This is a genomic window from Edaphocola aurantiacus (assembly GCF_019797745.1).
Classification (GTDB): Bacteria; Bacteroidota; Bacteroidia; order Chitinophagales; family Chitinophagaceae; genus Edaphocola; species Edaphocola aurantiacus.
In genome coordinates this window covers 583,951-604,948 of record NZ_VOSI01000003.1, presented here as the reverse complement: position 1 = coordinate 604,948, position 20,998 = coordinate 583,951, and the positions used below count along the sequence as shown (strand labels likewise).

Here is a 20,998-nt window from a genome sequence, read left to right as displayed (position 1 = left end):
AGATGTAATTGAAGACCTTATGACATTAACTCAACTAGAATACGTAGTAGCCGTAGCCACTTATAAAAGTTTCGTTGCTGCTGCGGAAAAGTGTTTTGTAACACAGCCTACCTTAAGCATGCAAATCCATAAGCTGGAAGAAGAATTCGGCGTAAAGATATTTGACCGCAATAAACATCCGATCGCAGCGACTGAAATCGGTGCACAGATCGTGGCACAGGCCAAAAATATCCTGGCAGAATCTGCTAAGATCAGTCAACTGATCCAGCAAAGCCAGAGTGAGGTTAACGGTGTATTCAAACTGGCGGTTATCCCTACTATTTCTCCTTATATACTGCCTAAATTTTTATCTGCTTATGCAGAAAAATACCCGAAGATAAAACTGGTGGTTACCGAAATGCAGACCGAAGATATTATTGCCGGACTGGCCGCAGATGAACTGGATGCCGGTTTACTGAGTACTCCGCTGGAGAATAATAATATCAAAGAATACCCCCTGTTTTTTGAACCATTAGTTGCTTACTTTGCCGAGGGTACTGAGGCTTTACAGAAGAGAATGGTTAACCCTAAAGACATTGACCTGAACAACATCTGGTTGCTGAATGAAGGAAACTGTCTGCGCAACCAGGTATTGAATTTATGTTCAGAAAATATCATGAAACTACAGGATGAAAAGCCCTACAGCTTCGAATCAGGCAATGTAGATATGCTGCGTAAAATGGTGGATATGAATGGTGGTGTAACGGTTCTTCCAGAACTGGCAACCTTTGACTTTAATGAAGATGCCCAGGAACGCATTCGTTATTTTGAAAACCCGGAGCCGGTAAGAGAAATTTCACTGGTGACCAATAATCACTTTGTGAAACTTGCGGTACTGCAAACGATCATTGATGAGATACTGGAAATGGTACCGGAGAAAATGAAGGTGCAGAAATCGGACCGTAAAGTATTACGCATACAAACTGCAAAACTGTAGTATATAGTTTATATTATAAGAATAGGGCCTGCTGGATCAGCAGGCCCTATTCTTATAATCACTCAATAGTATTTAGCGTGTAGTATCACGCATCTTGTCTCTTACATCGCGAATGGCCTCTTTGGTATTATCAACGGCTTTTTGAGTACCCTCTTTAATATCCTTTGCCGCTTCTTTTGTAGCATCCTTAGTCGCATCCCAGGCATTTTCTACAGCAGCACCGGCCTTGTCGAAGAATGCTCCGGTACGGCTTAAGGTATACCCCTCATCAAGGACTACCATTCTGCCTTCTTTTTTCACTTCTCCGCGCTGTGTCACTACAGTACCATCAGCCAGAATGATCTCGCCGGTAACCGGTACCCATTGACCGTTTTCATATACCACAACGACACCACCTTTGCGCATAATATCACCTTCCGTTACTGTATAAGGTGTAGATACAGGAGGGGTAGTACTAGACATTGGATCATTCTTCATATCTGTAGTACTTGTTTCTGCAGTGTTTTTACAAGCAGTTAATGACGCTGCAACTGCGCAGATTAAGATTACTTTTTTCATGTTTGTCTGATTTTAATGATCAAATAGTCAACCAATGGTTAATCTGTTTCCACTTTAAAAGTAAGCTCAATTTCAACACCTCTCCGGAAATTTGTATTAATTTAACGACTATATCAGCCGCGTTCATCGAGATAAAACTCGATCAGAGAAGCAATGTACGGATCTTCCCATCCCTCCGAAATATCCTCATATGCTTCATCCGGGATGTTGGTATGTCGCAGTTCCAGTGAGGTACCTTTTTTATCTTCATGCAGTTTTATGGTCGCAATCGACGCTTCTTCCTGCTCTCCGAAATACCATTCCTGTACTATTTTCTTTCCCGGTTCCAGTTCCAGGAAACGGCCCACAATTGCCCCGTCCCACATAGAGAACTCGCCGTCGACCACAGCATTCATTTCCGTTTCTGCACCCGTCCAAAGGGCTACAGTTTCCTCGCGGGTCAGCGCCAGGTATACTTCTTCCGGGCTGGCCGGTATGATAAAATATTTCTTAAAATCCTGCATATGTCAATTTTGTTACAAAAGTAAAGGTTCTTCATGGAATAAGACCGGAAGCACCTATAAATAATAAAGCCGGAATATAGTTCCGGCTTTATTATTTATAATATTGATTAGCGCTTACCAGGGTAAGGTTTCTTTCGCTTTCTTTTCTCTTTCTTTAGTCAGACGGGCGCTGATATTGATACTCACTTCGTACAGCAATACCAGTGGTATGGCTACCAGGAAGATACTGAACCAGTCCGGAGGAGTAATAATAGCCGCCAGTACCATAATGATCACAATCGCATAGCGACGGTTATCACGCATCAGTTTTGGTGTTAAGATACCGATCTTAGCCAGGATATACACCAGGATTGGCAGTTCAAATACAATACCCATACCGAATACCAGGTCACTCATCGTGTCGTAGTAGTTGGAAATCGTAATGATGTTTTCAAACTGCGGGCTGAGCTTATATGTGGCAAAGAAATTAATCGTAAACGGTGCAATGATGAAGTAGGAGAACAGTACCCCCATAAGGAATAAGCTGCTGGCCCAGAATACAATACCACGGGTATGTTTCAGCTCATTTTCGGTCAGTGCCGGACGGGCAAATTTCCAGAACTCCCAGAACACATACGGGAATGCTGCAATAAAGCCGATCATAAAACTGGAAGAGAAGCTCATCATAAACTGACCGCTCAATTCTGTATTCTGAAACTGAACCGTAATCGGCTCCATACACAAGGCATCTACATGCAGCAGTTTGCCCAGGGAGCAAAACCACTGATAGGCGATAAAGTCCTTATTGGCCGGTCCGAGGATCACGTACTGGAATACCCACTCAATATTGAAAAATACAAATATTGAGGCAATAATAATGGCAATGAATGCACGCACGATATGCCATCTCAACGCTTCGATATGGTCCATAAAAACCATTTCGCCATTGGGATTGCCCGTGGCGCGTTTTGCGAGAAATTTATCTAAAATACTCAACGAATCTTAATTTATGCTATTACAGGCTGATCTTTTCGGCTCTTTTTTCATGACGTCCTCCTTCAAAATCTGTAGAAAGGAAGATCTGTGTCATCGCCTGTGCAGTTTCATAAGAAACAAAGCGTTCCGGCATACATAATACATTAGCATTATTATGTTGTCTCGCCAGGCCTGCCAGTTCTTCATTCCAGCACAGTGCTGCACGAATACCGTTGTGCTTATTTGCCGTCATACAAACGCCATTACCACTACCGCAGATCAGGATACCGGCTGTAGCCGCTCCGCTTTCTACCATTTCCGCTACAGGGTGTGCATAGTCAGGATAGTCAGTACTATCGGTAGAGTAGGTGCCTTTATCTTCTACGGTCCAGCCGTTTTCGATCAGGTAAGCCTTGATCTTTTCTTTGTATGCAAATCCGGCGTGGTCGCAGCCGATAGCCAATGGTAACGATTTATCGAATGTGTGTGTCATAAGGATTGCAAAATTAACGATTAATCAATTGTGAACAGCATAAAAAAGGTGCAAACTCTTGTTTACACCTTTAAAATTATGTTTAAAATTTATTTTTTAATGTACATGGCTTCTTTTACCATTTTCACCGTACGGGCTACATCCGGCAGATATGCAGCCACCAGGTTTGGTGCGTAGTGCATATTAGTATCTGCTGAACACAGGCGCAGTACCGGTGCATCCAGGTAATCGAATGCATCTTTCTGTACGCGGTATGCGATCTCGGAAGATACAGAAGCAAATGGCCATTGTTCTTCAACAATCACACAACGATTTGTTTTCTTTACAGAATTCAGGATTGTTTCGTGATCTAAAGGACGGATCGTACGCAGGTCAATTACCTCGGCACTGATACCTTCTTTAGCCAGTTCTTCAGCAGCACCCAGTGCTACTTTCATCATTTTATTATAAGAAATGATGGTAACATCAGTACCTTCTCTTGCGATACGGGCTTTACCGATCGGGATCAGGTATTCTTCTTCCGGTACTTCACCCAGGTCACCATACATTACTTCAGATTCCATGAAAACAACCGGATCATCGTCACGGATAGCTGATTTCAATAATCCTTTTGCATCGTAAGGGTTGGATACTGAAATTACTTTCAGGCCAGGAATATTAGCATACCAGCTTTCGAATGCCTGAGAGTGCTGTGCACCCAGCTGACCTGCAGATGCATTTGGTCCTCTGAACACGATCGGGTTACCGAAGTGGCCACCGCTCATAGATAACATTTTAGCAGAGTGGTTCAGGATCTGATCCAGTGCCAGTACAGCAAAGTTCCAGGTCATGAATTCTACTACAGGACGCAGACCATTGGTAGCAGCGCCTACTGCAATCGCAGCAAAACCTAATTCAGCAATCGGGGTATCGATAACTCGCTTAGCGCCAAATTCATCCAACATTCCCTGACTCACCTTATATGCTCCGTTGTACTGAGCTACTTCCTCTCCCATTAAAAAAACACGTTCATCTCTGCGCATTTCTTCCTGCAATGCCTCACGTAAGGCCTGACGAAAAGCTATTTCTGGCATAATTTTAAATTATTCTTAGTATTTGTAAAACGATTATTTTTGATAAAATTGCGGTAAAGATACAGCACATTTCTGAATGTTGTACAATAATTCAGAAAGACCTTTTTTTGTTCTAAATAGTTTTTGGCTTTTTTGGATTTTGATTGTACATTTGCAGTTCATTTTTTTGTTAAACGCAAATAATTTCAATTATTATGGCAGTAAAAATCCGCCTGCAACGCCATGGGTCTAAAAAACGCCCATTTTATTTCATCGTAGCTGCTAACAGCACGTCTCCTCGTGATGGTAAATTCATCGAGAAACTGGGTACTTATAACCCATTAACGGTACCTGCAACTATCCGTATCAATCGCGAAAGCGCTCTGGAATGGTTAAACAAAGGTGCTCAACCAACTAACACCGTACGTCGTATCCTTTCTTTCAAAGGTGTGTTATACATGAAGCACTTAATGCGCGGTGTAGCTTTAGGTCTGTTCGACGAAACAGCTGCTAAAGATAAATTTGAAAAATGGAACGCTGAGCATGAAGTTCTGGTTGCTAACCGTGAAGAAGCTCACCGTAAACACAAAAGCGACAAACGTCACGCTACAACTCAAGAGTCTGTACGTCGCGTAGAAGAGAAAGAAGCTGCAAAAGCACAAGCTAAAGTACAAGCGGAAGCTGAAGCTACTGCAACTGAAGAAGCACCAACTGAAGCTCCTGCTACTGAAGGTGAAACTCCAGCGGCTGAATAAGCTGAAAAGCACTTTCGATATTATTGTAAAAAAGGAAATAACTAGCGTTATTTCCTTTTTTAATGTTGTAATTTTACCACTTTATGAATGAGTACATCCAAATTGGAAAAATAACCCATACGCATGGCCTGGACGGTACGGTAATGCTGATGCATCACCTGGGAAAAAATAAGGAATTAAAACAACTGAAGCATATCTTCATTGAGCTGAAACGGGAAAGTTATATCCCATTTTTCATTAAAAAGATCACTGTTGGTAATGAAAAGGAACTATATGTAGACCTGGATGAAGTGGATACCATGGAAGCAGCAAAGGCCTTAAGTGGCAAAGCAGTCTACCTCAGTACCGAACAATATGAAAGAGTAAAACCTAAAGATCAGGAAGTGAATTTCGTGGGCTTTGAGGTTTGGGATGAAACCTTTGGCCAGATCGGAAAGGTAGATGAACTGCTGGAGACACCGGGACAACTACTGGCGACCATCCTTTATAAAGGTGAGCAGGAAGTGATTGTACCACTAAATGAACAAACAATAAAATCAGTAAATATAGCCACCAAAACCCTGCATCTGAACCTGCCGGAAGGATTACTGGATGTATACCTTGATGCATAGACGCATGCGGAATGTATATTGTTTTAAAGAATTGCGATTATTAAAGTATGCCTAAAGAAGCTATTAAAAAAGAACAGAAACCAAGCCCGAAAATTAATCCCAAACCGGTTCCCAAACCTACGGACCCGGCCATCATTGCGCAACGTAAAAAGAATATCCGACTGACCATTGGCTTCCTGGTAACCCTGATCGGTTGTATCTGGACGCTTTCTATCATCAGCTATTGTTTTAACTGGCGCCATGATCAGAACAAACTGATATCCGGTTTGTCTCTTGGGGAATTCTTATTTGATGATAAATCTCCGGTACGCAACTGGGGCGGCCGTCTGGGTGCTGCCATGTCGCACCTCCTGGTATTCAGAGGGGTAGGGGTTATGGCTATCGTATTTACGGCCTGGATCATTGCAAAGGGTATAAATATATTATACGGAACTCGTTATATCAATACCTCCAAATGGATCCGCTGGATGGCATTGGCCTTCCTGTTTGTGAGCCCGCTGCTGTCCTTCACTATGGGCGAACAGGCATTCCCTTATGGTGGTGCATTGGGTAATGGTATTGTATCCTGGACAGAAGGCTTTGCCGGTAAGCTGGGTACTGTATTTGTACTGATCACGGTATTCCTCATCTTCGCATTTATTGTATTTAATTTCGACATTAAACCATGGATGGCTAAAGCTAGACTATTGGCTAAACGCACGGTTACCGATCCGGAACGCGATACTGATACGGTAATGGATGAAGAAAATACAGAGGATGCTACCGAGAAGCCAGCTTATCCATTTTCTACCGTTTATCCTGATGATGAAGATATTCCGGCAAAAGAGGACATGAACGGGGAGAACCGTTTACTGGCCGACGATGCCTTACCTCATAAAATACATCTTGAAGAGGATGTCCAGGACCTGGGCATGAAACTGATTGATGTAAATGAACCTGCTCCAATGCAGTACCATAGCCCTGAACAGGAGCTGAATATACCGGATCATATGATTATTGCACCGGTATCGGCTGTGCCGGAAACCATTACGGTACCTACCGCACCTGCACTGGAAATGGAATTACCTGTTGAAGAAGAAGAGGAGGAAGATTTTGACCCGGAAATATATGTACAGCAGGGTGCGGAACAACATGATGACCTGGCCTTTGATACCTTTGAATCGGATGATGAGCAGGAAGATGATGACTTTATCGTGAACAAGCCCGTTATTGAAGAAAAAAGTATTCCGAGTAACGGTGGTCATATCAGTATTGAAAGCGGTGAACCATACGATCCATCACTGGATCTGCCCAATTACCGCTTCCCGACACTGGACCTGCTGGAGCAATTCGCACAAGGCGATATCGCTTATGACCGCGAAGAACTGGAGCGTAATAAGAACCAGATCATTGCTACCCTGAAGAGTTTTGGAATTGAGATACAGAAAATATCGGCTACGGTAGGACCAACGGTAACCCTGTATGAGATTATACCGGCAGAAGGGGTGCGTATTTCTAAAATCCGTAACCTGGAAGATGATATTGCCCTGAGCCTTGCAGCACTGGGTATACGTATGATTGCCCCGATTCCGGGTAAAGGTACGATTGGTATTGAGGTACCTAATGCCAATAAGCAAATTGTATCCATGCGGGCCTTATTATCCAGCGAAAAGTTTGTCAATAATAAGATGAGCTTGCCGATCGCATTGGGCAAGAAGATCGACAATGAAAACTATATTGTGGACCTGGCTACGATGCCACACTTACTGATGGCGGGTGCTACCGGCCAGGGTAAGTCTGTAGGGATCAATGCCATCCTGGTATCACTATTATATAAAAAGCATCCTTCTCAGTTGAAGTTTGTTATGGTGGATCCTAAAAAGGTAGAATTATCTATTTACCGCCTGATCGAAAAGCACTTCCTGGCCAAGTTGCCGAATGAAGAAGAAGCCATTCTCACCGATACGAAGAAAGTGATCAATACACTGAATGCACTGTGTATTGAGATGGATAACCGTTATGAGCTGCTGAAAGATGCCGGTGCCCGTAACATCAAAGAATACAATGAGAAGTTCATCAAGCGTCGCCTGAATCCTAATGATGGCCACAAATACCTTCCGTTTATTGTACTGGTGATTGATGAATTTGCCGACCTGATCATGACCGCAGGTAAGGAAGTAGAAATGCCGATTGCCCGACTGGCGCAGCTGGCCCGTGCGATTGGTATTCACATCATCGTGGCGACACAGAGACCTTCGGTAAACGTTATTACTGGTATTATCAAGGCCAACTTCCCTGCACGTATTGCCTTCCGTGTATCTTCTAAAATCGATAGCCGCACCATCCTGGATACGGGTGGGGCAGACCAGCTGATTGGTCGCGGGGATATGCTGATCTCTCATGGCAGTGAACTGATCCGTCTGCAATGTGCATTCGTAGATACACCTGAAGTAGAAAGAATCGTGGAATTCATCGGAGAACAAAGAGGCTATCCATCCGCATTTGAGCTGCCGGAATATGAGGGTGCTGAAAACGAAGGCATGGAAGAGAAGAACATCGACCTTTCTAAAAGAGATAAGATGTTTGAAGAATGTGCTTATATGGTAGTCAACTCTCAAAGTGGCTCTACCTCTATGCTGCAGCGCAAATTCAACCTGGGTTATAACCGTGCCGGCCGTATTATGGACCAGCTGGAAGCCGCAGGAATTGTGGGCTCTACACAAGGTTCCAAACCGAGAGATGTACTGGTTAAAACCGAGTATGAACTGCAGGAAATCCTGCAATCATTCCTCTAGATTCTATATATTTTCTGATAATAAAAAGGCACCTGTACGTTCTGTACAGGTGCCTTTTTATTATCCCGGGTTAATTTAAGTCAATAAATGGTGACTTAATATTTTTGTGACAGAATTTACTTCTCTTTTATGTGTATTACAAGTACATTAGTGTATTCATTTATCCTCTAAAAAGCACAACACTATGTTACCATCTTTAAAAACGCTTACTTTATGTTCCGGACTGTTGAGCCTGGGGCTGATCAATGCTTCAGCACAAACGTATACATCTCCTGTGGCTGCAGAATTTGTATTCGGAGACCCGGCTATCAGCAAACCGGAAAGTGCTTCCTGCTATGCATTCAGGGCAGGTATTATGCCCGGATACGGCCCTGTAGATGTCTACCTGGCTGCCTGGACTTGTCCGCAGTATGGTGCTAAAAGTGAATTTACCTGGCAGATTGCAAATGCCGGTACCACCACGATAGCCTTTTCAGGCTCCTTCCTGTATGGTGATGTTGCAGACCTGGAAGTAGGTACTATGTACAATACCAGCACCAGCACCGTGCAGATTTATGTTGCTTATTACAAATTAGGCCAGGGACACTTCCTGGATGTATATGATTATGTGCCGACCAATCCTTTTAATCCCGTACAGTTTATCGGTACCCATCAGCTGTCCAACTCACCGGTCTATGGCCGTATTCGTATGGACACGCATAGCATTGGCATCAGATCTCTGGCGATTGTATGGGAAGAACCGGGCGCGGGTATCAATACCCTGGTGGGCAATGACGGAAACTTTGCCAATATCCTGAACCTGAGCGGCACTAACGGTGAGTCTGGACCGGATGTGGCTTTCTGCCGCTCAAATGGTGGCATAAATGTGCACTATGTATACTATAACAATGCCACTAATGAGATCACAGAATCTTATGTTGACTTTGGCACCTTGCTGGGTTCTGCAGGATCTGTTACGCCAAATATAGAAGATGTCAATGCACTGACTTACTCTCTGCAATCCCGCATTGTACTGGATGCACCGGATGATTATACTGCAGATAACTGGGCCTATACCTATGTTGATGGTGGCATGATAGATCCTTATGTACGCTATATTGATTATAACAGCGGTACTCCTCCGACCACAAAAAGTATGACTGATGGCTCTCTGTTCAATTACCCGACCACCGGATATTATAAAATACAGAGCCCGGCACTGCACTATGGTATGGCTGCACTGGCACCAGGTAATCCGGGTGCAACTGACCAGATCCATGTAGGCTGGTACAGCACAGATGGCGCTTCGTCCAATCAATACCTGGGACTGGAAATGTATGCAGATGGAAGCGGTGTGGCCAGTGCAGGAGATTATTTACTGTTACCTAATGCGGCTACACCATCTATCTACCCGCAATTCCCGGCTACCGGCATTGCTTTCAGTAAGGCCGATTTAAAATATGCTCCTGACTTCCTGTATACCGTTTACTACGATTACAATGCCACAACCAGTCAGTATGAATTCCACCATGCCTTCCACCCGTGGGGCAGTACAGCATTCTCCAAAGAGCTTACCCTCAAACAAACTGCTGTAAATACCTATCCTAATCCATTCCATGACAGGATCAGTACATCGGTTACCCTGCAGGAAGCTGCTACCGTACAACTGCAACTGTTTGACATTGCCGGTCGCATGGTCGCTCAGAAAAGAGAATCGGTACAGGCCGGAACACATCAGGTACAGATGGGCCAACTGCAGCAAACCGTTGCCGGTACTTACTTCCTGACGACCAGTATCAATGGTAAAAAGCAGGGTACACAAACACTCATCAAGCAATAACAAACACATCAACCATACCACTACTGTTCGATCTTTCGGACAGTAGTGATTCCCATTTCAACTGTAAAAACAAATAAACATGTTACAACCATTGAAAGTAATGGTATTAGGCAGTCTCCTTGCCGGAACTGGTATTTTATCCCATGCACAAACATTTACCAGCCCGCTGGCCACAGAATATGTATATAACGATGTGTCTGTGACAGATGCTACAGGTACCTCAGCTTATTCTGCCACAATGATCCCAACAGGTTTCGGACTGGTAGATATGTACCTAGCTTCCTGGTATCCAAAGAACGGGAGCAAAAGTGAGGTTACCTGGCAATTTTTGCAGGGAGGCACAACCAGCATACTACAACAAGGCTCTATTCCGTATAACGATGTTGTAGGTCTGGACGTAAGCGCCGTATTTAACGGCACTGCGACACAGATACTGGTAGCGTATTACCGTATAGGTATCGGGCACTTTGTAGACATTTACGACGTTACCAATTCTACATTCACTCCTGTAGTGTTTAATAATACGGTACAGCTATCCAATTCAGCCGACTACGGCCGCATAAGGGTAGATGGCTTTTTCCAGCACCAGATGGTGTTTACCTGGGAATATCCGGGTATCGGCATTCAGAGTTGCGCACTGGACAACGCCGGTAGCTGGGGCATGGTACAAACCTTTGCAGGTACAGAATACCAGCATGAACCAGATGTGGCGGTGAAACATGGCGGAGGTGCGAATCCTGCGCGCATTCACTACGTTTATCACAATGGCAATGGTGTCGTTACAGAGTCTACCCTGGACTGGAATACCCTGAAGAATGCAACCAGTGGGGTGCTGAGCCCGGTTGTAGAAGATGTAAATGTACTCAACCATACCATCAGCAACCCGGTGATAGACTGTCCGGATCTGTGCAGTGAAGATAACTGGGCTTATACCTATTCCGACAACCGGTACGTTTATGTCCGCTATATCGACTATTTCTCTACAGCAACACCAACCTCGGTAACCGTAACCTCCGGAGTACTGGGTAATGCACCGCTGGATGTGCATGAAACTTATAGCCCGACAATACACTATGGCCTGACCGACGCTTATGGCATTCATCCGACTGATAATATTACCGTAGCCTGGTATGTTACAGACCTCTCCGGCACCAACGGATATGCAGGTATACAAATGACTGCAGACGGCACAACCTTACTGAGCGGCCCCGATTATATGGCGCTGCCCAATTCGTTCACGGCCGATCAATATCATGGCCTGCCGGGTATTGCGCTGAGTAAAAGTGATCAGCAACTGGCTCCGGAGTTCCTGTATGCAACTTATTATGATTACAATCCGGCTACAGATCAGTTCAGTCTGCATCACGCATATCATAGCTGGGGCAATACTGTATTTAAAGGCACTGCAGCGCCGAAAGCAGCTGCGATCAATACTTACCCGAATCCCTTTAATGACCGGATCAATACTGCAGTTACCGTCGAGGGAGCAGCTATGGTACAGGTACAATTATCTGACATCACCGGTCGCATCGTAAGCCAGAAAAGACAGGCAGTGCCGGCAGGTACACATCAGCTGCAGCTGGACCAGTTACAGGGAACGGTTCCGGGTACTTATTTCCTGTCCATCATTGTAAATGGTACGGCGCAACAGACGCAGACTTTGATCAAGCTGTAAATCATTGTCTGGAATATATCATCCGCATTTTTTTATTCAACTATAAAATACAACCCTCTAATGAACATGTTACGACCATTAAAAACACTGACCTTAAGTTCTTGCCTGATTGCAGGAACCATTTTCAATGCCGCTGCACAGTATTATGTGCCACCTATCGGGCCTGAATTTATCTACGGAGACCCATCTGTAAGCAAACCCCAAAGCATTTCCTGTTATGCATTCAGGGGGCTCAATACCCCGATGGCATTCGGACAGACTGACGTTTATCTGGCGGCCTGGACCAATCCCGATCCGGGAGCAGTAAGTGAGGTAACCTGGCAATTTTCCGTATCCGGTAGCCCTACGGCACTGTTATACCAGGGCAGCCAGCTGTACACAGATGTAGCCGATCTCGAAGTAGGGGCTATGCGCAACCTGGCCACCAATACGACACAGATCTATGTGGCTTATTACAAAATTGGTTCGGGGCATTTTGTAGATATTTATGATATCACCACATCGCCTATCAATCCTGTTGTGTACAACACAACGATGAACTTATCTTCCTCGCCGACATATGGCCGCATCCGTATGGATTCACATAGTACCGAGCTGCGCGACATGGTTATTGTGTGGGAAGAACCGGGTGTGGGCATCAGAACGATGGCCGGAAGAGATGGTACCTGGTACGCGCCAAAGACCCTGGATAACACCTTCGGCGAAGCAGGTCCCGATGTGGCTTTCTGTCGTACAAACAACGGCATTAATGTCCATTATGTACACCACAAAGTGGGCATGGTGATTACAGAATCTGTAGTTCCTTATTCGGCACTGCTGGGTGGCGGATCAATTGTTTATCCTTCAGTGGAAGATGTTAATGTATTGAGTAATCCGCTCAGATCCAGACTGATGCTGGATGCACCGGATGACTATAATGTAGACAACTGGGCTTATACCTATACCGACAATCATATAGATGTATCTGTCCAGTATATGGATCATAATACCAGTAGTACGGCTGGTAATGTAAGTGTCAGTTCAGGGGCATTGGGTAATGTCGGCACCGTAGGTTCGCTGAAAGTATTTACACCGACCGTACATTACGGTATGGGTGCGCTCGCTCCGGGAAATCCGGGTGCAACAGACCAGATCCATGTGGGCTGGTATAGCTCTGACGGTATAGGATTTAACCGGTATATCGCGCTAGAAATGAATGAAAGCGGCAGTGGATTAATCAGTCCGGCAGACTACCTGGACTTGCCTAATGGCAGCAACGCGACCACTTATCCGCTGCTTCCGTACTCAGGTATTGCCTTCAGCAAAGGCGATCTTAAATATGCACCGGATTACATGTACGCTGTGTTTTATGATTATGACGGACCTAGTGGTCAGTTCAACCTGCATCATGCCTTCCACGACTGGGGCACAGGAGCCTTTAAAGGCACCAAAGACCTGAAAGCGGTTACGGGCACTTATCCGAATCCGTTCAATGAAACCATCAATACATCTGTTACCCTTAAAGAAGCAAGCGTAGCAACCGTAGAGCTGTTTGATATTACCGGTAAAGTAATCGCACAAACAAAGGCATCGCTGACTGCAGGTACACATAGCCTCCAGTTAAACGGGCTGCAAAACATCACACCAGGTGTTTATTTCATGAATACAACCATTAACGGCCTGAAAACTGATAGCAAAGCCGTTGTTAAGCAACAGTAATATTTCCGACATCCGGAGCTTTAGCATAAAGCTCCGGATGTTTATAACCTCAGCAGACATTTACTTATCCTCTAATAAACAATCATGTTAAAACCATTTAAAACATTGGCCCTCGCCGCATGCCTGATCGCCGCTGCAGGAAGCTTATCTTATGCACAAACTTTTACTACTGGTGTAGCACCGGAACATGTATTTGGCAGTCCTCAGATTAAAGATCCGACTAACGTTTCTGCCTATTCATTGCTGAATGTTGAAAGTGCCTACGGTACGCACAACCTGGTATTGGCCGGCTGGGGTAATGCCAACAAGGGTAATTATAGCGAAGTAGTCTGGCATTACGTTGACCCGTATTCGGTTACTGTAATAGACAGAGGAGTACTGCCTTATGATGATGTAGCAGAACTGGATGTAGCAGCCATACAGAACGGTGTCAATACCCAGATTGTAGTAGCGTACTACCGCTATGGTGCAGGGCACTTCCTGGATTTCTACGATATTACACCAACCTCTACCACTCCGGTACTGACCAATACCATGCAGCTGTCTGCCTCACAGAAGTATGGCCGCATCCGCATAGACTGCTTCAATAAAAGTATGGCAGCAGTGGTATGGAATAACCCGGGTGTAGGCATACAGGTTATGGCTGGTAATTACTACGGGCAATGGAGTGCGCCGGTTACCATGATCACCAGTACAGACCAGAAAGACCCTGATGTAGCCGTTACCCGTGCCGCAGGTAACAGTACGATATATATGGTTACAGACAATAGCCTGGGTACTATAACCGTGGGTAACCTGGACTGGAATTTTGTGATGGCACAAACAACACCAGCAGTTGCGTTTCTGAATATAGAAGATGTAGACTATGGCACTAACCTGTATGGCAAAACAGTACTGGATTGTCCGGATCTGTGTATCTATCAGAACTGGGGCTATACCTATAGCGACGGACAGACTGTTTTTGTACGCAGCAGAGATCACTTCAGCACAGGCGTGCCCTTCACGGTAGGGGTAAACTCCGGTGCGCTGGGCAATAATCCTACCACAGGTTTCAAAGCATTCTCTCCGACCATACACTACGGTCTTACTGAATATGGCAACTCCTGGACAGATCATGTATCTACAGGATGGTATGCCACCAATGGCAATGACCGCAACCTGTATGCCGGTATACAGATGAAAGCTGATGGCTCTACTTATGTAAGCGCGCCGGATTATATGGGGCTGCCTAATTCTGAAATGCCTAACGTGATACAAAGTCCTCCGGGTATTGCCTACAGTAAATCGGACCTGGAAGGCACAACGAACTACCTGTATGCGGCATACTATGATTTTGATGAAAGCATTGGTGAGTATCGCCTGCACCATGCATTCAAGCCATGGGGCACGAGTACATTCAAAGGTACCAAAGACCTGAAAACAGGGCAGGGCACCTATCCGAATCCATTCAGCAATGTGATCAATACTTCTGTAAACCTGAACGCAGCGGGCACCGTGAAACTGGAACTGTTTGACGTGACCGGCAAACTGGTGGCACAGCAGAAATCTGCTCTGGCAGCGGGTACGCATACCCTGCAACTGGATGGCCTGGCAAACATCACATCGGGAGTATACTTCCTGAACAGTACCGTTAACGGAGCTAAAATCGCTTCCCAAACGGTGATTAAAAAATAACCCGATTGTATGAACACCATAAAAAAGGCCCGCTCAATTGAGCGGGCCTTTTACTTCTTTTTATTCTGTAGGGGGCATCTGGTCTTTCTCTACCGGTATTGTGCCGGTTTGGTTAAAGATGCGTATCCAGGAAAAATCGCGATTGGCTTCAAGACCTGTACCATAGGTAATGGAGGTACCCCGGATAATCTGTACCGGTTTCTGCGTATAGAATTTCTGCAGGTCGTTATTCCAGACCATCTGCTGGGTCTTTAACTGCTCGCCCTTATCATTGACCACCAGTACACTATCCTGTACCAGTATATTACTGCTTTGGGTATAAAAACGCGCTGTTTTGGCTGTCAGTACACTTTCCACCTTCATACTGTCATTATAGAATTCTACTTTAAGCCCTTTGTTCATATCCAGGTACGGAGGTTTCGCCTCTTCATTCTGTATGAATTCTTTAGTCCTCAGGCGGGCTTTGGTATGGCCTTCTTTACTGAGAATTACGGTCACACTATCCGCACGGTCTATCAGCATTTCCTCTTTAGTCACCATCTTATTAGATTGTGAAATAGAATCTTCTTTACAACCGGCAGGTATCAAAGCGAGACAGGTCATTATACAATATAATGACCTGCTTCGTAAATATGTTTTTCTAATTGGATTCATTTAGTCGTATTTCGGTCTGCGGAACCAAAGGTCATTGAAACGTAATCCCACTGTGAATTTCACATAAAACTCACGGGCCAGATCATTAGCAATAGTACCTCTGTTGCCCATATCCAGTGACATGTTTAAGGCACCGCTCTGCTCGTAATAAGGTCTGAATGGTAATTGTAAACCTACAGTCAGACCATAGTAATTGATATTGGTATTAGTCTGATCCCAATACACATAATCTTTACCATAGTATGCACCAAAACGGTATGTCATTGCAGAAAAATACTGTTTGGGAGTTGCCTTCACATTCGGAATCACCTCTCCACCGATAGAAATGCGGTAAGCATTCTGTCCGATATTCGCTTCAGAAGCACCGAAACGATTAAATACAGACCAGTCTGCATAAGTAATGTCCAGACCGAAATCGTAGTTATTTGCTTTTCCGTAGTGGATACCAAAACCAAACTCAGCCGGCATAGTCATCTTACCTTTCTTATCATACACAGCACTTACTGTATCTGTAATCGCACCACCCGGGTTGTTTAATACAGTATCGGTACCGGCGACAAAATACTCTGAACGGGAAGTATTGATCTTCTGCGATAAAGTACCGGTTGCACCTGCACTGATGTATTGATTATTTTTTAAGCTCGCTTTGTACATCGCACCACCTTTCCAGTACAAGCCGCCGTATATATCCTTACGGGAGATATCGGTATTACGGGTATAGCTGGAATTGGAATCGATCACATTAAAGTAAGAAGAATTACGGATGTTACCGAACAGGTAACCCGCATTTACCCCTACACTGAATCCTTTAGCACCACCAGATAAACCGATATAAGCAAAGTTTAAGTTCCCTTCACCATTGTGTGTCTGTAACGTTTTTCCCAGTCCCTGCACCATAACACTGTCAGCAGAGTTATAATACACCTTAGAAATAGGCGTATACCCCAGGTTCATAGCCAGGTGGCGTTGTTTCAATGGGAAAGCAAGGTTAAACTGACTGATCGTGAAGGTACCAGACTTAGTTACATTATCCCCGATGCGCACATTGTTGGACTGCATATCTATTGCAAATTCCAGTGTGGTTCTGTTCAGGTAAGTATAACTCGCAGGGTTATAAGCATTGATTGTATAATCTTTGGCATAACCATTGGCAATACCACCCATTCCTCTTAAGCCTGCACTCCTGGTGTCTACCATGTTTCCGATACCGTAGCGGGTATACGGAGAGTTGATTCTGCCGGACTTCGGATCGTTTGTATTAACAGTAGCCTGAGCCCAGGCGCCAATAGCAGAAAAAGTGAATAATAAGGAAAGAGTAAGGTGTTTGTTACTACGCATTATAGTCTAAAATTAAGTTTAATCCCTTAAACAGGAATTTCGGGTCTGCAAATATCTGTTTTTTTATTTTGTTTTCAAAAAAGGACAGGTTACCACCGGTAATGATCACGGCCAGGTTTTCGTAAGTCTGCTCATATTCATCAATAAAATAATTCAGCTCACCTGCAATTCCGTTGATTACACCGCTCTTGATACTACTTTCCGTATCATATCCTAACAGCTGTACGTAACCTATTTCTTCTATTAACGGCAATTTATCCGTTTGCGTATTTAAGGACTCAAATCTTAATCGTAAACCCGGAGAGATGGCTCCGCCGCGGAAAAATTTATTATGCGTAATGAAATTATAAGTAATAGCAGTACCAATGCTGATCACCAGGCAATTGCGTCCCGGATAATGATGTTGTGCCGCTACAGCCAATGCTACACGGTCCATACCTAAAGTGCCCGGACTGGCATAAGCATTCACAACCGGTAAAGCACTATGTTCGTTCAGCACATGAAAATAAGCACACTTATCAGCCAATAAAGTATTGATTGCCGTATCATGATTAATAACCGAAGACAGGATAGCCTTTGAGGGGGAATAGGTGTCAATAATATCTTCTACCGCCTGTAAAGCCTGCTCAGCAGGAAAACTAAAACGGTCTACTAACTGGTCTTTATCGAATAAAGCTGCTTTACAAAGGGTATTTCCGAAGTCTAAACAAAGGTTCATGTGCTCTTTTTCCTGCAAAATAGTTATTTTTATGTTTCGACAACAACTCTTTAACGAGACAAATCTTAAATTCGCAGGCTTACAGACGACCATCAGTGTTATTCGCAGAAATTATATTACCCTTACATTTATCCAGAACCCTTACCTACGGCGTACCGGTTGATCTGCAAGACCAGATCAGGGTAGGCATGCGGGTAGAGGTCAATATGGGCCGTAACAAGCTCTATGCCGGCATTGTAGCCGAGCTGCATGAGCGTGCCCCGGAACAATATCATGTAAAACCAATCCGCAGTATCATTGATGATCATCCTATCGTCAATCCTACACAGCTTCGTTTATGGCAATGGGTATCGTCTTACTATATTGCGACACTGGGAGATGTGATGCAGGCTGCATTGCCGGCACACCTCAAGCTCATGAGCGAGAGTCTGCTGGTATGGACAGATATGTATGAACAGGTACCCGATGGTCTGAGCGATGATGCCTTTATCATTGCAGAAGCATTACTGATCCGCAAACAACTGACCATTTCTGAAGTACATCAGTTATTGCAGAACAGTAAACACTCGGTAAAAGCCATTAATGAGGTGCTGGAAACCGGTGCAGCTGTGGTGTCGGAGATTCTCGAAGAAAGATATAAAGTCAAAAAAGAAAAATACATCTTCCTGCAGCAGCAGTATGAAGATGAGGAAGCACTGAGAGCACTGTTTGATGAACTGGAGAAAAAACCAAAGCAGCTGTCTATACTCATGACCTTCCTGCACCTGCGCAAGGCCCTGAAAGGCATAGCCCAGGCCGATCTCTGTAAACGCACCAATGCCACATCAGAACAGATTAAAGGTATGGTGAGCAAAGGCATTTTCTATGCAGAAGAGATTGCTACCGACCGTATACTGGATATTGCCAATACCCAAACCAGAGACCTGCACTTAAGTGATGCACAAGAACAGGCTTATAACAAAGTACTGGACTCCTGGGATAAACATACCACAACATTATTGCAAGGCGTAACCGGCAGTGGTAAGACCATGCTGTACATACGCCTGATCAAAGAACAGATAGAGCAGGGCAAGCAGGTACTGTTCCTGCTTCCGGAGATTGCACTGACCACCCAGATACTGGCCCGATTAAGAGCCTATTTCGGGGAAGAACTCGGTGTCTATCACTCTAAATACAGCAATAACGAACGTATAGAAATATGGAAAAAGGTAGCCGATCAGCGCTATAAAGTTGTGATCGGTCCGCGCTCTGCGCTCTGGTTACCGTTTAACGAACTGGGCCTGATCATTGTTGATGAAGAGCATGACGGTTCTTATAAACAACAGGAGCCCAGTCCCAAGTTTCATGCAAGAGATGTCGCCATCTACCTCGCACAACTGCATCAGTCCAAAGTATTGCTGGGCACAGCAACACCTTCTATTGAGTCTGCCTATAATGTGCAGAAAGGCAAGTACGGCTTTGTTGCGCTTACAGAGCGCTTCAGGGGTGTATCTATGCCGGTAATAGAGACCGTAAATGCCAGGAATACACAGACGGCTTTATCGCCCATACTCACGCTTGACCTACTTTCCGGCATACAGGATGCGATTAAGGAAGGTAAACAGGTAATCCTGTTTCAGAACAAAAGGGGCTATGCGCCTTTCCTGATGTGCGGATCCTGTGGTTTTGTACCGCAGTGTAAATACTGCGATGTATCCCTGACCTATCATAAAGCGACCGACAAATTACATTGCCATTACTGTGGCACCAAAACCGCGCCCATAAAGCATTGTCCGCAATGCGGCAATGCACAGATCAGTGCCCGTACTTTTGGTACAGAAAAGATTGAAGAAGACCTGCAACGCATCTTCCCGCATTTTAAAGTGGCCCGTATGGACTGGGACAGTATGCGTACCAAAAACAGGCAATTGCAGCTCATTGAAGATTTCTCTGCCGGTAAGATTGATATTCTGGTGGGTACCCAGATGGTGGTTAAAGGCCTGGACTTCGAAAACGTAGCCCTGGTGGGCATCCTGAGTGCTGACAGCTTGCTCAGTTATCCCGACTTCAGGGTATATGAACGTGCCTTCCAGCTTATGGAACAGGTAAGCGGCAGGGCAGGGCGTATGGACGGAAACGGGAAGGTGCTGATTCAGACACATAAACCCACACACCCGATCATACAGTATATCAAGCAGCATGATTTCAAACAGTTTTATCTTTTCGAAATCGGCAATCGCCAGCAGTTTACCTACCCGCCTTTTGTGCGCCTGATCAAGATGATCATCAAGCACAAAGATCCGCTGAAAGCAGCACAGGGAGCAGCAATGTTTGCTGTAGGATTGAAGGAAGCCCTTCCTGATATCTACATACAAGGCCCGGCAGAGGCTATTGTACCGCGTGTACGCAATATGTATATACAGGAGTTGCTGATCAAGCTGCCACTGGACATGGCTTATATACAACAGGTAAAGGCTCATATAAACAGCCTGATACAGACTGTACCGCAAAACCGCGGCTTCTCTGCATTACAGATCTTTGCTGATGTAGATCCGAATTAGATTTTAATGATTCCGCTTTAAGAAACAAAAGCATATAGCACTCTTTGGTTTTCTCTTTATAGTCTTTGCTACCTTTTGCCTTGATGCAAAAGGTAGCGCCAAAAAATCAAGGCTGTATAAATCCCTGGCTAAAAATCAAGGTGTCGGCCGGTCGCAAACCAGACTCGCTGCGCTCAGACAGTGGTTTTCGACTTTATCGACCGAGC

General features: G+C 44.7%; 17 protein-coding genes. 9 read left to right on the top strand and 8 right to left on the bottom strand.

All coding sequences use genetic code 11. From position 1 onward, the window contains the following. Window positions 1–19 precede the first annotated feature (19 nt). Entirely contained in the window at window positions 20–976 is a 957-nt protein-coding gene (locus tag FTD44_RS11335; RefSeq protein WP_222166546.1) for a hydrogen peroxide-inducible genes activator, read from the top strand. A gap of 72 nt (window positions 977–1,048) precedes the next feature. Here FTD44_RS11335 and FTD44_RS11330 read toward each other — a convergent pair whose 3' ends face one another. From FTD44_RS11330 to FTD44_RS11310, 5 genes are all read right to left on the bottom strand, one after another. Next, window positions 1,049–1,534: a DUF6799 domain-containing protein gene (locus tag FTD44_RS11330; RefSeq protein ID WP_222166545.1), complete on the bottom strand. Its 486-nt coding sequence runs from the start codon at window positions 1,532–1,534 to the stop codon at window positions 1,049–1,051. 113 nt (window positions 1,535–1,647) lie between these two features. Continuing rightward, window positions 1,648–2,037, bottom strand: a complete 390-nt coding sequence (locus FTD44_RS11325; RefSeq protein WP_129021352.1) for an SRPBCC domain-containing protein — start codon at window positions 2,035–2,037, stop codon at window positions 1,648–1,650. Window positions 2,038–2,151: 114 nt separating this feature from the next. Then, window positions 2,152–3,012, bottom strand: a complete 861-nt coding sequence (gene tatC / locus FTD44_RS11320) for a twin-arginine translocase subunit TatC (RefSeq protein ID WP_246625409.1) — start codon at window positions 3,010–3,012, stop codon at window positions 2,152–2,154. Between the two features lie 19 nt (window positions 3,013–3,031). Continuing rightward, window positions 3,032–3,484 (bottom strand): ribose 5-phosphate isomerase B, encoded by a 453-nt coding sequence (rpiB, locus tag FTD44_RS11315; protein ID WP_129021353.1) that lies wholly within the window; start codon window positions 3,482–3,484, stop codon window positions 3,032–3,034. Window positions 3,485–3,573: 89 nt separating this feature from the next. Next, complete coding sequence (locus FTD44_RS11310) at window positions 3,574–4,557, bottom strand: pyruvate dehydrogenase complex E1 component subunit beta (RefSeq protein ID WP_222166544.1); 984 nt, start codon at window positions 4,555–4,557, stop codon at window positions 3,574–3,576. Between the two features lie 194 nt (window positions 4,558–4,751). On the opposite strand from FTD44_RS11310, the gene rpsP reads away from it, so the two are divergent. The 7 genes from rpsP (at window position 4,752) to FTD44_RS11275 (ending at window position 15,542) form a co-directional block, all read left to right on the top strand. Further along, a complete protein-coding gene (rpsP, locus tag FTD44_RS16210; protein ID WP_222166543.1) occupies window positions 4,752–5,291 on the top strand; it encodes a 30S ribosomal protein S16 in 540 nt (179 codons plus the stop codon). An 83-nt stretch (window positions 5,292–5,374) separates the two neighbouring features. Continuing rightward, complete coding sequence (gene rimM / locus FTD44_RS11300) at window positions 5,375–5,902, top strand: ribosome maturation factor RimM (RefSeq protein ID WP_129021356.1); 528 nt, start codon at window positions 5,375–5,377, stop codon at window positions 5,900–5,902. Window positions 5,903–5,949: 47 nt separating this feature from the next. After that, window positions 5,950–8,676, top strand: a complete 2,727-nt coding sequence (locus FTD44_RS11295) for an FtsK/SpoIIIE family DNA translocase (RefSeq protein WP_222166542.1) — start codon at window positions 5,950–5,952, stop codon at window positions 8,674–8,676. Window positions 8,677–8,860: 184 nt separating this feature from the next. Further along, entirely contained in the window at window positions 8,861–10,495 is a 1,635-nt protein-coding gene (locus tag FTD44_RS11290; protein WP_222166541.1) for a T9SS type A sorting domain-containing protein, read from the top strand. Between the two features lie 79 nt (window positions 10,496–10,574). Continuing rightward, the gene (locus FTD44_RS11285) at window positions 10,575–12,170 is read left to right on the top strand and encodes a T9SS type A sorting domain-containing protein (RefSeq protein ID WP_222166540.1); all 1,596 of its coding nucleotides are present in this window, start codon (window positions 10,575–10,577) and stop codon (window positions 12,168–12,170) included. A gap of 66 nt (window positions 12,171–12,236) precedes the next feature. Then, window positions 12,237–13,868, top strand: a complete 1,632-nt coding sequence (locus FTD44_RS11280; protein ID WP_222166539.1) for a T9SS type A sorting domain-containing protein — start codon at window positions 12,237–12,239, stop codon at window positions 13,866–13,868. Between the two features lie 84 nt (window positions 13,869–13,952). Continuing rightward, entirely contained in the window at window positions 13,953–15,542 is a 1,590-nt protein-coding gene (locus FTD44_RS11275; RefSeq protein ID WP_222166538.1) for a T9SS type A sorting domain-containing protein, read from the top strand. 60 nt (window positions 15,543–15,602) lie between these two features. Here FTD44_RS11275 and lptC read toward each other — a convergent pair whose 3' ends face one another. The 3 genes from lptC to FTD44_RS11260 are packed head-to-tail and all read right to left on the bottom strand — an operon-like array spanning window position 15,603 to window position 18,252. Then, window positions 15,603–16,145, bottom strand: coding sequence for an LPS export ABC transporter periplasmic protein LptC (gene lptC / locus FTD44_RS11270; protein WP_222166537.1), 543 nt, complete (start codon window positions 16,143–16,145; stop codon window positions 15,603–15,605). 51 nt (window positions 16,146–16,196) lie between these two features. Next, the gene (locus FTD44_RS11265) at window positions 16,197–17,534 is read right to left on the bottom strand and encodes a hypothetical protein (protein WP_222166536.1); all 1,338 of its coding nucleotides are present in this window, start codon (window positions 17,532–17,534) and stop codon (window positions 16,197–16,199) included. Further along, the gene (locus FTD44_RS11260) at window positions 17,527–18,252 is read right to left on the bottom strand and encodes a type III pantothenate kinase (protein ID WP_222166535.1); all 726 of its coding nucleotides are present in this window, start codon (window positions 18,250–18,252) and stop codon (window positions 17,527–17,529) included. The genes FTD44_RS11265 and FTD44_RS11260 overlap by 8 nt, the downstream gene beginning before the upstream one ends. Before the next feature lie 95 nt (window positions 18,253–18,347). On the opposite strand from FTD44_RS11260, the gene priA reads away from it, so the two are divergent. Next, window positions 18,348–20,792 (top strand): replication restart helicase PriA, encoded by a 2,445-nt coding sequence (gene priA, locus FTD44_RS11255; RefSeq protein WP_222166534.1) that lies wholly within the window; start codon window positions 18,348–18,350, stop codon window positions 20,790–20,792. The last annotated feature ends 206 nt before the right edge of the window (window positions 20,793–20,998 follow it).

Coding starts and splice junctions, on each gene's coding strand:
- FTD44_RS11330 (WP_222166545.1), bottom strand. CDS start 1,534: ATGAAAAAAGTAATCTTAATCTGCGCAGTTGCAGCGTCATTAACTGCT.
- rpiB (WP_129021353.1), bottom strand. CDS start 3,484: ATGACACACACATTCGATAAATCGTTACCATTGGCTATCGGCTGCGAC.
- rpsP (WP_222166543.1), top strand. CDS start 4,752: ATGGCAGTAAAAATCCGCCTGCAACGCCATGGGTCTAAAAAACGCCCA.
- FTD44_RS11290 (WP_222166541.1), top strand. CDS start 8,861: ATGTTACCATCTTTAAAAACGCTTACTTTATGTTCCGGACTGTTGAGC.
- rimM (WP_129021356.1), top strand. CDS start 5,375: ATGAATGAGTACATCCAAATTGGAAAAATAACCCATACGCATGGCCTG.
- FTD44_RS11260 (WP_222166535.1), bottom strand. CDS start 18,252: ATGAACCTTTGTTTAGACTTCGGAAATACCCTTTGTAAAGCAGCTTTA.
- FTD44_RS11325 (WP_129021352.1), bottom strand. CDS start 2,037: ATGCAGGATTTTAAGAAATATTTTATCATACCGGCCAGCCCGGAAGAA.
- FTD44_RS11335 (WP_222166546.1), top strand. CDS start 20: ATGACATTAACTCAACTAGAATACGTAGTAGCCGTAGCCACTTATAAA.
- FTD44_RS11275 (WP_222166538.1), top strand. CDS start 13,953: ATGTTAAAACCATTTAAAACATTGGCCCTCGCCGCATGCCTGATCGCC.
- FTD44_RS11280 (WP_222166539.1), top strand. CDS start 12,237: ATGTTACGACCATTAAAAACACTGACCTTAAGTTCTTGCCTGATTGCA.
- lptC (WP_222166537.1), bottom strand. CDS start 16,145: ATGACCTGTCTCGCTTTGATACCTGCCGGTTGTAAAGAAGATTCTATT.
- FTD44_RS11310 (WP_222166544.1), bottom strand. CDS start 4,557: ATGCCAGAAATAGCTTTTCGTCAGGCCTTACGTGAGGCATTGCAGGAA.
- FTD44_RS11295 (WP_222166542.1), top strand. CDS start 5,950: ATGCCTAAAGAAGCTATTAAAAAAGAACAGAAACCAAGCCCGAAAATT.
- FTD44_RS11265 (WP_222166536.1), bottom strand. CDS start 17,534: ATGCGTAGTAACAAACACCTTACTCTTTCCTTATTATTCACTTTTTCT.
- FTD44_RS11285 (WP_222166540.1), top strand. CDS start 10,575: ATGTTACAACCATTGAAAGTAATGGTATTAGGCAGTCTCCTTGCCGGA.